Origin of the sequence: Microbacterium lacticum (genome assembly GCF_006716815.1) — a bacterium.
GTDB classification, from domain to species: Bacteria; Actinomycetota; Actinomycetes; order Actinomycetales; family Microbacteriaceae; genus Microbacterium; species Microbacterium lacticum.
Genome location: NZ_VFPS01000003.1, coordinates 272,468 through 288,193 on the forward strand (window position 1 = coordinate 272,468; position 15,726 = coordinate 288,193).

General features: G+C 68.6%; 13 protein-coding genes. 10 read left to right on the forward strand and 3 right to left on the reverse strand.

Translation table 11 applies throughout. The annotated features are described in order from the left end of the window. Nucleotides 1-79: 79 nt before the first annotated feature. Complete coding sequence (locus FHX68_RS10040; RefSeq protein WP_141381097.1) at nt 80-2,608, forward strand: DEAD/DEAH box helicase; 2,529 nt, start codon at nt 80-82, stop codon at nt 2,606-2,608. Here FHX68_RS10040 and FHX68_RS10045 read toward each other — a convergent pair. Further along, complete coding sequence (locus tag FHX68_RS10045; protein WP_141920194.1) at nt 2,605-3,579, reverse strand: IS481 family transposase; 975 nt, start codon at nt 3,577-3,579, stop codon at nt 2,605-2,607. The two genes, FHX68_RS10040 and FHX68_RS10045, sit on opposite strands and share 4 nt — an antisense overlap. A 198-nt stretch (nt 3,580-3,777) precedes the next feature. On the opposite strand from FHX68_RS10045, the gene recQ reads away from it, so the two are divergent. From recQ to FHX68_RS10065, 4 genes are all read left to right on the forward strand, one after another. After that, the gene (recQ, locus tag FHX68_RS10050; RefSeq protein WP_141381530.1) at nt 3,778-5,802 is read left to right on the forward strand and encodes a DNA helicase RecQ; all 2,025 of its coding nucleotides are present in this window, start codon (nt 3,778-3,780) and stop codon (nt 5,800-5,802) included. Nucleotides 5,803-6,016: 214 nt separating this feature from the next. Next, complete coding sequence (locus FHX68_RS10055; protein WP_141381531.1) at nt 6,017-7,183, forward strand: glutathione-independent formaldehyde dehydrogenase; 1,167 nt, start codon at nt 6,017-6,019, stop codon at nt 7,181-7,183. Between the two features lies 1 nt (nt 7,184). After that, nucleotides 7,185-7,754: a type 1 glutamine amidotransferase domain-containing protein gene (locus FHX68_RS10060; RefSeq protein ID WP_141381532.1), complete on the forward strand. Its 570-nt coding sequence runs from the start codon at nt 7,185-7,187 to the stop codon at nt 7,752-7,754. Next, nucleotides 7,751-8,053 carry a putative quinol monooxygenase gene (locus FHX68_RS10065; RefSeq protein ID WP_141381533.1) on the forward strand — a complete coding sequence of 101 codons (303 nt, stop codon included), beginning with the start codon at nt 7,751-7,753 and terminating at the stop codon, nt 8,051-8,053. Before FHX68_RS10060 ends, FHX68_RS10065 begins: the two co-directional genes overlap by 4 nt. 107 nt (nt 8,054-8,160) lie before the next feature. On the opposite strand, the gene FHX68_RS10070 is transcribed toward FHX68_RS10065, so the two are convergent. After that, nucleotides 8,161-10,719: an excinuclease ABC subunit UvrA gene (locus FHX68_RS10070; protein WP_141920196.1), complete on the reverse strand. Its 2,559-nt coding sequence runs from the start codon at nt 10,717-10,719 to the stop codon at nt 8,161-8,163. A 195-nt stretch (nt 10,720-10,914) separates the two neighbouring features. Here FHX68_RS10070 and FHX68_RS10075 point away from each other — a divergent pair, with 195 nt between their 5' ends. From FHX68_RS10075 to FHX68_RS10095, 5 genes are all read left to right on the forward strand, one after another. Further along, nucleotides 10,915-11,394 (forward strand): EamA family transporter, encoded by a 480-nt coding sequence (locus FHX68_RS10075; RefSeq protein ID WP_141381535.1) that lies wholly within the window; start codon nt 10,915-10,917, stop codon nt 11,392-11,394. Nucleotides 11,395-11,598: 204 nt separating this feature from the next. Further along, nucleotides 11,599-13,710, forward strand: coding sequence for an acyl-CoA dehydrogenase family protein (locus tag FHX68_RS10080; RefSeq protein ID WP_141381536.1), 2,112 nt, complete (start codon nt 11,599-11,601; stop codon nt 13,708-13,710). A 91-nt stretch (nt 13,711-13,801) separates the two neighbouring features. Further along, nucleotides 13,802-14,035: a DUF1731 domain-containing protein gene (locus FHX68_RS10085; RefSeq protein ID WP_373288723.1), complete on the forward strand. Its 234-nt coding sequence runs from the start codon at nt 13,802-13,804 to the stop codon at nt 14,033-14,035. A 9-nt stretch (nt 14,036-14,044) separates the two neighbouring features. After that, the gene (locus tag FHX68_RS10090; RefSeq protein WP_141381537.1) at nt 14,045-14,635 is read left to right on the forward strand and encodes a DNA-3-methyladenine glycosylase I; all 591 of its coding nucleotides are present in this window, start codon (nt 14,045-14,047) and stop codon (nt 14,633-14,635) included. Nucleotides 14,636-14,910: 275 nt separating this feature from the next. After that, a complete protein-coding gene (locus tag FHX68_RS10095) occupies nt 14,911-15,192 on the forward strand; it encodes a WXG100 family type VII secretion target (protein ID WP_229661652.1) in 282 nt (93 codons plus the stop codon). A gap of 97 nt (nt 15,193-15,289) precedes the next feature. Here FHX68_RS10095 and FHX68_RS10100 read toward each other — a convergent pair whose 3' ends face one another. Then, a complete protein-coding gene (locus FHX68_RS10100; RefSeq protein WP_141381538.1) occupies nt 15,290-15,718 on the reverse strand; it encodes a recombinase family protein in 429 nt (142 codons plus the stop codon). Nucleotides 15,719-15,726 lie beyond the last annotated feature (8 nt).

Consider the following 15,726-nt stretch of genomic DNA (forward strand, 5'->3'; position numbering starts at 1 on the left):
CGACCCGCGCCGTCGCCCCAGGCAGCGCAACCCCGGCGCCGGCGGCCGGGCCGGGGCATCCGCCTGGCAGACTCGAGGGATGAGTTCGTCGATCCTCCTGACCCAGGCCGTGCCGCCGGGAGCATCGGCGGATGCCGCGTATGACGGTTTCGTCACCTGGGCGGCCGGTCGCGGGCTGACGCTGTACCCGGCCCAGGACGAGGCGGTGATCGAACTCGTCTCGGGGGCGAACGTGATCCTGTCGACCCCGACCGGAACCGGCAAGTCGCTCGTCGCGATCGCGGCGCACGCCGCGAGCCTTGCCGGAGGTGGCCGCTCGTACTACACGGCGCCCATCAAGGCGCTCGTGAGCGAGAAGTTCTTCGCGCTTGTGGAGATCTTCGGCGCCGAGAACGTCGGCATGGTGACGGGCGACTCGTCGGTCAATCCCGACGCGCCGATCGTCTGCTGCACGGCCGAGATCCTCGCCAACATCGCGCTGCGGCAGGGGGCGGACGCCACAGTCGACCAGGTCGTCATGGACGAGTTCCACTTCTACGGCGACCCCGACCGAGGGTGGGCGTGGCAGGTGCCACTGCTACTTCTGCCGCGCGCGCAGTTCCTGCTGATGTCGGCGACGCTCGGCGATGTCACCGACATCGCCGACGATCTGGCGCGGCGGACGGGACGCGCCGTCGCCCAGGTGACGGGCGTCGAGCGACCCGTGCCGCTGCACTTCTCGTACGAGCGGAGACCCGTGCACGAAGTGCTCACGATGCTCGTCGACGAGCAGGAAGTCCCCGTCTACATCGTCCACTTCGCGCAGGCGGCGGCTCTCGAGCGGGCGCAGGCCCTGGCATCGGTGACCCTCACGACTCGGGCGGAGCGCGACGAGATCGCGGCGGCGATCGGCGGATTCCGGTTCACGACGGGGTTCGGCGCGACGCTGTCGCGCCTCGTGCGGGCCGGCATCGGCGTGCACCATGCCGGGATGCTGCCGCGCTACCGCCGGCTCGTCGAGACCCTCGCGCAGCGCGGGCTGCTGAAGGTGATCTGCGGCACCGACACGCTCGGCGTCGGCATCAACGTGCCGATCCGCACCGTCGTGATCACGGCGCTGTCGAAGTACGACGGGACGAAGATGCGCCAGCTGACGGCGCGCGAGTTCCACCAGGTCGCCGGGCGCGCGGGGCGGGCCGGCTACGACCCGTACGGCAACGTCGTCGTGATGGCGCCGGAGTGGGAGATCGACAACGCCGTCGCTCTCGCCAAGGCGGGTGATGACCCGGCCAAGCGCAAGAAGATCGTCCGCAAGAAGGCGCCGACGGGCGTCGTCAATTGGGGTGAGGGGTCGTACGAGCGACTCATCGCCGCGGCGCCCGAGCCGCTCATGCCGCAGCTGAAGCTGTCCGCCGCGATGCTCATCAACGTCATCGGCCGCGGCGGCGATGTGTTGGGGAACGTCCGTTCGCTCGTGTTCGACAACCACGAGCCGCGGGCGCGGAGGTACGAGCTCGCGCGCCGCGCGATCGCGATCTTCCGCACGCTCGTCGACGCCGGCATCGTCACGACGGGGGAGGGCATCCACCTCACCGTTGACCTGCAGCCCAACTTCGCGCTCAACCAGCCGCTGTCGCCGTTCGCTCTCGCCGCCATCTCGCTGCTCACGCCGGAGGACGACGTCGCCGGCAGTGGGGTCGGGACGGGGCACTACGCGCTCGATGTCGTCAGTATCATCGAGTCGACGCTCGACGACCCGCGCGCGATCCTGTCGCAGCAGGAGTACAAGGCGCGCGGCGAGGCCGTGGCCGCGATGAAGCGCGACGGCATCGAGTACGACGAGCGCATGGCGCTGCTCGAGGAGGTCACCTGGCCCAAGCCGCTTGCAGACCTGCTCGCCCAATCGTTCGAGGTGTTCGCGTCGAGCCAGCCCTGGGTGCGTGACTTCGAGCTGAGCCCCAAGTCGGTCGTGCGCGACATGTTCGAGCGTGCGATGTCGTTCGCCGAGTTCGTCTCCTTCTACCAGCTGCAGCGCAGTGAGGGACTCGTGCTGCGCTACCTGTCCGACGCCTACCGTGCGATTCGCCAGACCGTTCCCGCCGAAGCCCGCACCGACGACCTCCTGGACATCATCGAGTGGCTCGGCGAACTCGTGCGTCAGGTCGACTCGAGCCTCGTCGACGAGTGGTCCGCGCTCATCGACCCGTCCGCGCACCTGCCCGAAGACGATGCGGCCGTCGTCCCGCCGGCACCCCCGTCGATCCTCACCAATCGGCGCGCATTCACGGTGCTCGTGCGCAACGAACTGTTCCGCCGCGTGCAGCTCGCCGCGCTCCAGGACGACGACGCCCTCGTCGCCCTCGACCCCGATATCGACTGGCCAGACGTCCTCGACCGCTACTACGACGAGCACGACGAGATCCTCACCGGCGGGCCCGCGCGCTCGCCCCGCATGATCGCGATCGATGAGGCGGATGCCGCCGCCGAGCGCGGCGTGTGGCGCGTCGAGCAGACGATCGACGACCCGGCGGGCGACCACGACTGGCGCATCCGCGCGGAGGTCGACCTGCAGGCATCCGTCGACGAGGGCGCCGCGATCGTGCGTGTCACCGAGGTCGTGCGGCTCTAACTGTACTGACCTCGACCGTTGTTGATTCGGTCGATGGGGGTTTTGCCTCCGATGCCGAGGTGGTGCCTGTCTAGGTTGTAGTGGTCGAGCCAGGTCGTCAACCCTGCTTTTCGGTCGTCGTTCGAGCTCCAGGGGCGGGCGTAGGCCCACTCGGTGGCGAGGGTGCGGTTGAGGCGTTCGACTTTCCCGTTGGTCCAGGGGCAGTGCGGTTTGATGAACCGCTGTCGGATGCCGTGCGCGTCGACCACGGCCTTGAACGCGGCCGAGTGGCGGTAAGCGAACGCGTTGTCGCTGATGACGCGTTCGACTGTGACGCCGAGGCGCGCGTAGAACGCGATCGCGCGGTCGAGGACGCCCGCCGCGGTGGTGCCTTTCTCGTCGTCGTGGATCTCCGCGTAAGCAACTCGGGAATGGTCGTCGATGACGGTGTGCACGTAGTCGTAACCCAGGCCCCGCTTGCGCGCAGGACGTTGCCCGCGGCCATGCAGACGCCATCCGCCGCCGTCGGGGATACGGCCGAGTTTCTTCACATCAACGTGGATCAGGGACCCGGGATGATCATGCTCGTAACGCTGCGCGGATCGGCGGGTCGCGCGGATCACGGACCCCGTGACCGGGTCCAGCTCCCGCAGCAACGGCACGTGGTGGCGGCGCAACACCCTACCGACCGTTGAGGCCTGCAAGCCGAGCTTGTCAGCGATGAACACCGGCCCACGCCGAGTGAGGTGCCGCATGATCCGCACCCTCGCCTCCACGCACGCTTTGGTCTGGCGAGGGTGGGAGCGGGCGACGCTGGAACGATCGATCAGGCCCGCCGGGCCGCACTCCCGGAACCTGCGCCACCACCGCCACGCGGTCGTGCGGGAGATCCCCATTTCCGCGGCAACATGCGCGACCGCACGCCCCGACTGGATGCGCTGAACCATGATCAACCGGCCGGCCGGAGTCAGCCGGGCATTAGCGTGAGACAAGAGAGACCTCCGTGCGTTTGAGCTGAAGAACTTAGACAGCTCCAACTCGACCCCGGAGGTCTCTCCTACGTCAACAACGATCTGGGTCAGTACATCTAACCGCGGTCGGTGGTGCGAGCGGGTGCCGCTTCCGTGCCGGCCTGACCGGGCGGGGCGTTCGGTGGCGGCGACGTCGGAGGCGCCGGTTAGCCTGGAGTGGTGAGCGACTCGACCTTCTCCGATCCGTACGCGGACGTGCCGTGGGACGTCGACGAGCTTCTACCGCCCGATGAGTACGACGCTCCGCCGCCGCCTGAGTTCGACGGCTACGCCGGCGCCCTGGCGCGCGCCACGGCATCCGCCGGCCCCGCCGCGACGGCATACGCCTCACCCACCCCTGCCGCGCCCCGCACACGCGAAGGGCGCGACCACACGGGCGATGATCCGCGCGCGGTGCTGAAGGAGGTCTTCGGCTACGACGACTTCCGCGGTGACCAGGCCGAGATCGTCGCGCAGGTGGTCGGCGGCGGCGATGCCGTGGTGCTCATGCCGACCGGTGGCGGCAAGTCGATCACCTACCAGGTGCCGGCACTCGTCCGCCCCGGCACGGGGCTGGTGATCAGCCCGCTCATCGCCCTCATGCACGACCAGGTCGACGCGCTCACCGCCAACGGCGTGGGCGCCGCCTACCTCAACTCGACGCAATCGGCCGCCGAGCGCGCGAGCGTCGAGCAGGCCTACCTCGCAGGTGAGCTCGACCTGCTCTACGTCGCGCCCGAGCGCCTCAGCGGCGCCGCCACGACCGCGCTCCTGCAGCGCGGGCAGCTCAGCGTCATCGCGATCGACGAAGCCCACTGCGTCAGCCAGTGGGGTCACGACTTCCGTCCCGACTATCTCGCCCTCGGCGACCTCGCCGAGCGCTTCCCCGGCGTCCCGCGCATGGCGCTCACCGCCACGGCCACGCGTGCGACACATCAGGAGATCACCGAGCGGCTCCACCTCGGCGCGGCGAAGCACTTCGTCACGAGCTTCGACCGGCCCAACATCCAGTACCGCATCGCGCCGAAGGTCGACCCGCGCCGCCAGCTGCTGGACTTCATCCGGTCGCAACCCGAGGGGGCGGCGGGCATCGTCTACGCGCTCAGCCGCAAGTCGGTCGAGCAGACCGCCGAGTTCCTGCGCACGCAGGGCATCGACGCGCTGCCGTACCACGCCGGGTTGGATGCCGTGGTCCGCGCCCACCACCAGGGACGCTTCCTGCGCGAGGACGGCGTCGTCATGGTCGCGACGGTCGCGTTCGGCATGGGCATCGACAAGCCCGACGTCCGCTTCGTCGCGCACATCGACCTGCCGAAATCCGTCGAGGGCTACTACCAGGAGACCGGTCGCGCCGGCCGCGACGGCGAGCCCGCCGTCGCATGGATGGCGTATGGGCTCGGTGATGTCGTGCAGCAGCGCCGCCTCATCGACCAGTCCCCGGGTGACCGCACCTACAAGCTGCGGCTCGGCCAGCACCTCGATGCGATGCTCGCCCTCTGCGAGACGGTCTCGTGTCGCCGCCAGAACCTGCTCGCGTACTTCGGCCAGGCATCCGAACCGTGCGGCAACTGCGACACCTGTCTGCAGCCCGCCGACACGTGGGATGGTCTCGTCCCCGCGCAGAAGCTGCTGTCGACGATCGTGCGCCTGCAGCGCGAGCGCAACCAGGCGTTCGGTGCAGGGCACCTCGTCGACATCCTGCGAGGTGCGTCGACCGAGCGGATCCGTCAGCAGGGACACGACAAGCTCGCCACCTACGGACTCGGCGCCGACCTCACCGATCAGGACTGGCGCAGCGTCATCCGGCAGCTGCTCGCCCGCGGCATCATCGTGGCGCGCGGCGAATACGGCGTGCTCGCTATCGGCGACGAGGGTGCCGCCGTGCTCCGTGGCGAGGCGGCGGTGCCGCTGCGCCGCGACGTGCTCGGCCGCGGTGGCGGCGGGTCTCGCGCGCGCAAGGCGGCGGCGACCGAGTCCGTCGCTGAGGGCGATCGCGACCTGTTCGAGGCCCTGCGCGCGTGGCGCGCGGCGGTTGCGAAGGAGCAGGGGGTTCCCGCGTACATCGTGTTCGGGGATGCCACGCTCCGCGCCCTCGCCGATCAGCGCCCGGCCTCGGTTGCAGCGCTCGAAGGCATCACCGGCATCGGCGCGAAGAAGCGCGAAGCCTACGGTGAGGCCGTCCTCGCGGTCATCGCCGGGGCGTGAGGCCGGGGCATCCGCACGCCCTCATCGCGGTCATCCCCGCGGTGCCGGGTCGCCCTCCGCTACGTTCGCGTCACGGGTGCTCTACCTCGCTTCGGGGCCCCAGGCAACCCCTTTGACGCGTGGTTCCTGGGAGCGTTTGCTGTCTCTCGCGGGGCCGACGTTGTAGAGGCCCTGCCAGAAGGACATCGAGCAACATCATGAGATCGGAGCGGTCATGAAAGCAGTGGTGTACGAGGGGCCCCGTCAGGTCAGCACGAAGGACGTCCCGGACGCGAAGATCGAGCGGCCCACGGATGTGCTGGTCAGGATAACGACGACGAACATCTGCGGCTCGGACCTCCACATGTACGAGGGGCGTACCTCCTTCGAGGTGGGCCGGACGCTCGGTCACGAGAACATGGGAGAGGTCGTCGAGGTCGGCAGCGGCGTGGAGAAGGTCAAGGTCGGCGATCGGGTTGTGCTGCCGTTCAACATCTCGTGCGGATTCTGTAAGAACTGCGAACGCGGCCTGACCAACTACTGTCTCACCACGCAACCCGAACCATCACTCGCCGGTGCAGCGTATGGGTTCGCCGACATGGGTCCCTACGGCGGTGGCCAAGCGGAACTGCTGCGCGTCCCTTTCGGTGACCACAACGCGCTGCGCCTGGGAGAGGATGCCGAGGAGAGGGAGAACGACTACGTCATGCTCTCCGACATCTTCCCCACCGGCTACCACGCCACAGAGATGGCCGGCGTGATCCCCGGAGACAGCGTCGTGATCGCCGGGGCGGGTCCGGTCGGGCTGATGGCCGCCCTGTCCGCGACGATCAAGGGCGCCGCGAAAGTGATGGTGGTCGATCGCCACCCGGACCGGCTCGCGCTGGCCGAGCAGATCGGCGCGATCGCCATCGATGACTCCAAGGTCGACCCCGTGCAAGCCGTTCTCGACGAAACGATGGGGCTCGGAGCTGACCGCGGCTGCGAATGCGTGGGCTACCAGGCCCACGATCCCCAAGGCAACGAGGACCCGGCCATCACCCTGAACATGCTGATCAACTCGGTCCGCTTCACCGGAGGCATCGGCACCGTCGGCATGTTCGTCCCCCAGGATCCTGGAGGTAAGGACGATCTCGCCAAGCAGGGAAAGGTGGTCATCGACTTCGGCACGCATTGGTTCAAGGGCCAGACCATGGGAAGTGGTCAGTGCCCGGTCAAGCGGTACAACCGCCAGCTGCGGGACTTGATCGCGGCCGGCAAGGCGACCCCTTCGTGGATCGTCTCCCACGAGATATCGCTGGACCAGGCCGCCGATGCCTACAAGAACTTCGACGCCCGGTCAAAGGGGTGGACCAAGGTCCTCATCAAGCCCGGCATGTCGACCGAGAAGAAGGTGAGCTGATATGGCCGAGACGCTGCAGGGCAGGAGAGTCGCCATCCTCGCCACCGACGGGGTCGAGCGAGTCGAGCTCGAGAAGCCCCGCGAGGCACTGGAGCAGGCTGGTGCACAGACCGAGGTTCTGTCGATCCATGGCGGTGAGATTCAGGCCCGGGAGAACGATCTGGATGCAGCAGGCACGTTCACCGTTGACGGGTTGGTCGCGGACGCCTCGGCGACCGACTATGACGCTCTGCTTCTCCCGGGCGGAACGGTGAACCCCGACCAACTTCGGGTTGACCCCGACGCCGTCTCGTTCGTCCGCCAGTTCGTCGAAAGCGGCAAGCCCGTGGCGGCGATCTGCCACGGACCGTGGACATTGATCGAGGCCGGCGTGGTGGAAGGTCGCACCTTGACGTCCTTCCCGAGCATCCGCACGGACCTGCGCAACGCCGGCGCGGACGTCGTCGACCAGGATGTCGTGGTGGACGGGAACCTGATCACCAGTCGTTCGCCCGACGACCTGCCTGTGTTCTGCAGTACGATCGTGTCCAGATTCGCAAGCAACTCGACCGAGGAAGAGGTGACGTCATGAGCGTGACGAAGGGACTGCTGGTGCGGGTGGAGGCTCTGCCCGGCAAGGAGGACGAGGTCCAGGAATTCCTCAACGTCGGGCGCGGGCTCGTCGAGGAAGAACCGGCCACCACGGCGTGGTTCGCGATCCGTCTCGGCCCGTCCTCATTCGGGATTTTCGACGTGTTCCCCGATGACGCCGGCCGCGACGCGCACCTGTCGGGAGCAGTTGCTGCCGCTCTCGGTGAGCAGACCGGCAAGCTGTTCTCCGCGCCCACGATCGAGAAGCTGGACGTCCTGGCCTCCAAGCTCCCCGCCTGAGACCACGATCTCGTCGAGCATCACCGGTACCTCACCTTTGTTGGCGTCGTCAACGCGGGTGGGGTACCGGTGATTGCGTTCACCTGCGTGATGGTCAGGTCATGCCGTCACGATGAGGAGCCGCCTGTGGCTGCCTGCAATGCGTCGGCGAGGTATCGCGCGGAAGCGCCGACGCCCTCGTTGGCGACGTGCGCGGGCGTGCCGGCTGCAACCACGGTCCCGCCGGCGTCGCCCGCGCCGGGTCCCAGATCGATCACGTGGTCGGCCACCGCGATGACACGCATGTCCAGCTCCGCGGCGACGACCGTGTTGCCGGCATCGACGAGCGTCTGCAGATGCGCGACCAGACGATCCGTGTCGGCGCAGTGGAGGCCCGACGTCGGCTCGTCCAAGACGTACAGCGTGTCTCCGCGCTGGGCACTCTGCAACTCGGTCGCGAGCTTGACGCGTTGCGCCTCACCTCCGGAGAGTTCGGTCGCCGGTTGACCCAGCCGGAGGTAATCGAGTCCGACATCCGACAAAGCGGTCAGCGATCGGGTGATCTCCTCATCGCCCGCGAAGAAGAGGTTCGCTTCCTCGACGCTCATCGACAGTACGTCTGCGATGGTGCGTCCCCTCCACGTGATCTCGAGCGTCGAGGCCTTGTATCGCGTGCCATGACAGTCGGGGCATTCGGTGTACACGGAAGGCAGGAAGAGGAGCTCGACCATCACCCATCCCTCCCCCTCGCAGGTCGGGCAGCGGCCGCCGGCGACATTGAAGGAGAACCGGCCAGGCTTGTACCCGCGCGAACGAGCTTCCGGGGTATCTGCAAATCGACGGCGGACATGGTCGAACAGCCCGGTATAGGTGGCGACGTTGGACCGCGGCGTCCGGCCGATGGGCCGCTGGTCGATGACGATCAGCCGGCGTACGTCGGTGACGGGCCCGGCAATGCGTCCATCAAGACGTTCAGGGGCATCCGCGAGGAGTGACTCGTCGCTGACCGGCTCGTCATCGGCCGGGACGGCTCGGCCGAGGCGATCGCCGAGCAGCGACGGAAGCGCTTGACTGACCAGACTCGACTTGCCGGACCCGGACACGCCCGTGACCGCGGTGAAGACACCCAAGGGGATATCCACCGTGACGTCGTGCAGGTTGTTCCGCGTCACGTTCTCCAGGCGTAGCCAACTGCGTGCCTCACGGGGTGTGCGAAGAGGGAGGCCGCGTCCGCCGAAGAGGTATCCGCGTGTCACCGACTCCTCGACCTCGACGAGCCCGTCGGGCGGGCCGCTGTAGAGCACTCGGCCGCCGTGTTCGCCCGCCCCGGGGCCGATGTCGACGAGCCAGTCCGCGTGCCGCATCACAGCCACGGAGTGTTCGACGATGAACAGGCTGTTCCCTCGCTCCTTGAGCCCGTCCAGGATCCCGAGGAGCGCTGCCACGTCCTGCGGGTGCAGGCCCGCCGACGGTTCGTCGAGGACGTAGACCACCCCGAAAAGATCAGAGCTGAGTTGCGTCGCCAGCCGGAGCCGCTGGAGCTCGCCGCCCGACAGCGTCGGCGTCGTCCGGCTCAACGACAGGTAGCCCAGCCCCAGATCCACCAGTGGACGAAGCCGCTGCAGCACGCCCGAGGCGAGCTGGACCGCCGCGGCACGCTTCTCTGGAGAAGCGGCCTCGTGCTCCTCGTCGCGAGTTACGACTCCCGAGAGGATCGTGGCAAGTTCCCGAAGCGGCAGTTGGGACAGCTCGGCGATGTCCCGCCCTTCGAACGTGACGGACAGCGCCTCGGGCTTCAGCCGCTTGCCATTGCAGGCCGGGCAGACGGTGGCGGTGAGGAACTGCGCGACGCGGCGCTTCATCGATGCGCTCTTCGTGTTCGCGAATGTGTCCAGAATGTACCGACGAGCCCCGACGAACGTCCCCGAGTAGCTCGGCTCGACTCCTGCTTTGATCGCAGCTTTGGACTCAGAGAGGGTGAGCCGGGAGTGGACCGGAACGAAGGGGGTCTCATCGGTGTACAGGATCCAGTCCCGGTCCTTCTTGGGCAGGTCCCGCCACGGCACATCGACGTCGTAACCGAGAGCAACCAGCACGTCGCGCAGCTGGTGGCCGTGCCACGCGGTCGGCCAGGAAGCGATGGCGCGTTCGCGGATGGTGAGCGATGGGTCCGGCACCATCTGCTGCTCGTTCACCGTGTACACGCGCCCGATGCCGTGGCATTCCGGGCAGGCCCCTTCGACGGTGTTCGCGGAGAAGTCCTCCGCATACAACATCGGCTGCCCGTCCGGGTAGTCCCCGGCTCTGGAGTACAGCATCCGTATCAAGCTCGACAACGTGGTGATGCTGCCCACGGTCGATCGGGCGTTGCCACCACCGCGCTGCTGCTGCAGCGCGACCGCAGGCGGCATCCCCGTGATCGAGTCGACATCGGGCACTCCCGCCTGATCGATCAGACGGCGGGCGTACGGTGCCACCGATTCGAGATAGCGTCGCTGGGACTCGGCATACAGCGTCCCGAACGCCAGCGAGGACTTTCCCGAGCCGGACACTCCGGTGAACACGACCGTCGCATCGCGCGGCACCGCGAGGTCGACATCCTGCAGATTGTGTTCGCGGGCGCCGAGAACGCGAACGTCGGGCTGCACGGAGAGCGTCGGAGACACGATCGCAGAGGGTTCAGCCATGGTCGAATGTTAGCCGAGGATAGAACGGTCGGGCGGGCTGCGCCCTGCTTCCCTGCGCACCCGACTGCACCTCGGGGATCGCATCGGTCAGGATGGTCGAGGCGGCTACCGAGAAGCCCGTCCGTCGTGCGCAGCCCTGAAGGAGAAGACGTGCAAAGAGGGGGGTGATCGCATCGCGGCACCGAGCTCCGCCAGATGCTGCAGCGCGTGCATCGACGGCCGATCCTCGCGCTGGTCCTCACCTGCAACGGTCTTCTGCTCGGCGTCCAGCTATGGATCTTCGCGTGGGCGCCCGTGTCCGGACACGGGCTGGACGTCGCACTCGGCTATCTCCTGCTGCCCTTGATCATGGTCGTCGTCGGCCGCGTCATCCACCGCGAGCACCTCCCAAGGCTGCGGGTCGCAGCAGTCGCGGCCGCCGCGATCGGTGTCATCCTAGTGAGCGCCGCCGCCCTCCTGCTGTATCTCCGCGCCAGCGAACTCCTGCCTTTCGGGCTTTTCGGACTCCTCACCTATGTCGAACCCGTGCTCCTCGCAGTGGTCTCGATCACCATCCTCGGCGAATCGCTCACGCCCGTCGACCTCCTCACATACGGGCCGATCGCTGTCGCGCTCTGCCTGCTCGGCATCGAGAACGCCACCGCACGGCGCTTCCCGGTCGCGCCCCCGGGCTGAGGGCAATCCACGTCGTGGCTGCATCCGCCCGCGACACTGATGGTGACACTGGGTCTCACTCCGAATGGGTGTGGGTGTCATACAACGCAGCTTGCACACACGTGTGCAGTTGTTTGTAGGTCATGAGCAGGTCAATTGCGGCGGGGTTGTGGTCGACCTACCGTCGGGAGTGATCTCCTCTGCCCACCTGTGAAAGGTACGCCGATGACCGACGCCGCTGTCCGCTCGAAGAAGCCCGCCACGAATAAGCACACTCCCGCCGGCGGTGCGCCCGCGGCCGCGCACACCGCCGAAGAGGCGCACGAGCCGCGGATCGACGTCGACGCGGTCACCGATCTGCTGCTCGGCACCTGGTCGCAGACGCGGCGCGAAGCGCGCGAGATGATCAAGGATCCCGCGTTCTGGCGCATCGACGGGCAGCCGATGCCCGAGCACCGCGAGCGCGTGCTCAACCAGCTTCACCTGCTCGTCGAGCACGGCGGCTCGCGCCGCGCGTTCCCCGAGGAGTACGGCGGCCTGAACGACAACGGCGCGAACCTCGCCGGTTTCATGGAGCTCGTGCTCGCCGACCCGAGCCTGCAGATCAAGTCGGGCGTGCAGTGGGGCCTGTTCGGCTCGGCCATCTTCCAGCTCGGCACGAGGAAGCACCACGACGAGTGGTTGCGCGGAGTCATCGACCTGACGATCCCGGGCGCCTTCGGCATGACCGAGATCGGGCACGGCTCGGATGTCGCCGCAATCGGCACGACCGCGACGTACGACCCCGACACCGAGGAGTTCGTCATCCATACGCCGTTCCGCGCGGCGACGAAGGAGTACCTCGGCAACGCGGCGCTGCACGGCAAGGCGGCGACGGTGTTCGCTCAGCTGATCACGGGCGGCGTGAACTACGGAGTGCACTGCTTCTTCGTGCCGCTCCGCGACGACGAGGGCGGCATGCTGCCCGGGGTCACGAGCGAGGATGACGGCGTCAAGGGCGGCCTGAACGGCATCGACAACGGCCGGCTCGCCTTCGACCACGTGCGCATCCCGCGGTTCAACCTGCTCGACCGCTATGGCCAGGTGGCCTCCGACGGCACGTATACGAGCGACATCGCCAGCCCCGGCCGCCGCTTCTTCACGATGCTCGGCGCGCTCGTGCAGGGCCGCGTGTCGCTCGACGGTGCCGCGACCGAGGCCACGGCCCTCGCGCTGTACATCGCGCTGACGTATGCCAACCAGCGTCGTCAGTTCGACTCGGGCGCCGGTACCGACGAGGTGGTGCTGCTCGACTACGGCAAGCACCAGCGCCGCCTGCTGCCCCTGCTCGCGCAGAACTACGCACAGTTCTTCTCCAACGACGAGCTGCTGCGCAAGTTCGACGGAGTGTTCTCGGGTCGCACCGACACCCCCGAAGAGCGCGAGGATCTTGAGACCCTGGCCGCCGCGCTGAAGCCGCTGAGCACGTGGAACGCGCTGTCGACCATCCAAGAGGCACGCGAGGCGTGCGGCGGATCGGGCTTCATCGCCGAGAACCGTTTCGTCGGCCTGCACCAGGACCTCGACGTCTACGTCACCTTCGAAGGCGACAACAACATCCTGCTGCAGCTGGTCGGCAAGCGCCTGCTGGCCGACTTCGCGAAGCAGTTCAAGGGGGCGGATGCCGCCAAGTTGGCATCCTTCGCCGCGAAGCAGACTGCGGGCAGGGTGTTCCACGGCGCGGGGCTCCGCCGGCTCGGCCAGGCCGTCACCGACTTCGGCTCCACGGCCCGCTCGGTCGAGCTCGGCCTGCGCGCCGAACAGCAGCACGAGCTGCTCGCGGGACGCGTCGAGCAGATGGTCGCCGACATCGCGACGCGCCTGCGGCCCGCTTCGAAGGCGTCGCCGGCCGAAGCTGCCGCGATCTTCAATGCCAACCAGGCTGAGTTGATCGAGGCGGCGCGCGCGCACGGCGAGCTGTTGCAGTGGGAGGCGTTCAGTGACGGCGTGAACCGCATCGCCGAGACGGATGCCGACACCGCACAGGTGCTCACGTGGCTGCGCGACCTGTTCGGCATGCACCTGATCGAGAAGCACCTCGCCTGGTATCTGATCAACGGCCGCCTGTCGACGCAGCGCGCGGCGTCGGTCTCGCGCTACATCGACCGGCTCGCGCTGCGTCTGCGCCCGCACGCGCAGGACCTCGTGGATGCCTACGGCTTCGCCCCCGAGCACGTCCGCGCGCCCATCGCCTCGGGTGCCGAGCGCGCCCGTCAGGACGAGGCGCGCGCCTACTATGCCACGCTCGCCGCGTCGGGTGAGGCGCCCGTGTCGGAGAAGTCGCTCAAGAAGAAGTAGTCGCTCCCGCGCTGCTCGCCTCGCGCCCGAACGCTCCTGCGCTCGGGGCGCGATGTCGTCCGTGGCGGTGTCGTCCGCGAAGGCGCTATAGGTGAACGTGCCGGCGTATCGGTGGATGATTGAGCCGGCGATGTGGGTGCTGCGCACCGAACCCGAGCTCGTCGTGAAGAGCCGCTGGGTCGCGCCCGAGCGGCTCACCGCCGCGGGGTTCACGTTCGCGCACACCGACCTCGCGGAGGCGCTGCGGACGAGTGCCCAGGGCGGGAGCACCGGAAGCTCGGGTACCGGGAGCGCGAGCGTCGGGAGTGTCGGGGCACGTCGATAGCCTGGTCTGATGGACGACCTGCGCCCCGACCTCATCCGCGGCCCCGACGGTCTCGCGCGCTGCGGCTGGGTCGGCGATGACGCGGAGTACCGGCGCTACCACGACGAGGAGTGGGGCCGGGCGCTGCACGGCGACCGGGCGCTCTACGAGAAGATGTCGCTCGAGGGGTTCCAGGCGGGGCTGTCGTGGATCACGATCCTGCGGAAGCGCCCCCGCTTCCGCGAGGTGTTCGCCGGATTCGAGCCCGAGACGGTCGCCGCGTTCGACGAGGCCGACGTCGAGCGCCTGATGGCGGATGCCGGGATCATCCGCAACCGAGCCAAGATCCTCACGACGATCGGAAATGCCCGGCTCGTCGCGGCGATGACGCCGGGAGAGTTCGACGCCTTCATGTGGTCCTTCGCGCCGGAACCCCGCTCGGCGGCCGACCGGCCGGTCGCGTTCGCCGATGTGCCCGCGGTGACCGCGGCATCCGATGCGCTCTCGAAGGCGCTCAAGAGGCGGGGCTTCCGCTTCGTCGGATCGACCACGATGTACGCGCTCATGCAGTCGGCCGGGATGGTCGACGATCACCTCGTCGGCTGCCACCGCGCGGGCTGACTCGCCGCACTGTCGCGATGCGGCGAGTCGGCGCCGTCCCCGGGATCACGCGGCGTTCGGGACGATCACGAGGCGCTGGCTCGTCGTCGCCGCTTCGGCCCAGGCGGCCGTGACCTGCGAGAGTGGCACGGCGCGCACGTCGAGGTCGTAGGAACCGGTGGTCACCTCGGCGGCGAGGTCGGCCAGCTCGGCGACGATGTCGCGTGGCGAGACCGATCCCTGTCCGCTGCCGACCAGGTGCAGGTTGCACGCCCGCAGCGCGGCGGAGGGAATGGGTGACGACGCTCCCGATGCAGAGCGCCGCGGGGCGGCTGCGCGACGGTCAGTCCGAGCTCGAGGCGAACCTGCAGCGCCTGCGTCAGCTGGTCGCCCAGCTCGTGCAGGACGGCTTCACCACGACGCGCGCCTCCGGCGCCTTCGACGCCTCGTACACCGAGTTCACCACGGGTGCGACCAAGACCGTGCAGGGCATCGAGGGCATGGCGTCGTTCCTCGAGAAGGCCGCACAGGCCCTGCAGTCCACCGACGAGCAGCTCGCCAGCCAGCTCGGCCAGTGACCCCCGGCCGGGCTCGCCCGGCTGGCGACGGCGGTCCCGCGGATCATGATCCGCGGGGCCGCCGTCTCGCGTGGGCTCGACCGCGCCGCGTGACGGCTCAGGCGCGCGAGTGGCCGAGCACCTTCACGATGATGCCGCGGCGGCGCAGCTCGGCGATCGCGTGGGTCTCCTCCGGCACCGTACGGCCGAGGGCGTGCTTGTCGGCCACCACGACGACGTCGCCGCTCGTGAGACGGCCGAACAGGCGCGTCAGGCGCTCCGACCAGCTCTCCCCGGTCTCGGGCGCGGGGTGACGGAAGCCCTCGATCGGCACGCCGAACTCCGCGAGGGCGTCGCGCTGGGCGATCACCGAGGGCAGGTCGTCGCGGGCCACGACGAGCCCGACGAGCCGCGAGCCGGCCGGGCGTGCCGCCCACCAGTCGGAGTCGGAGACGATCACCGGCACCGCTTCGGTCGTCGCCGGGAGCGCGATGGATTCGGCGTAGTCGGCCGGGGCGCGGCCCGAGGCATCCATCTGGGCGTTCATCTCGCTCC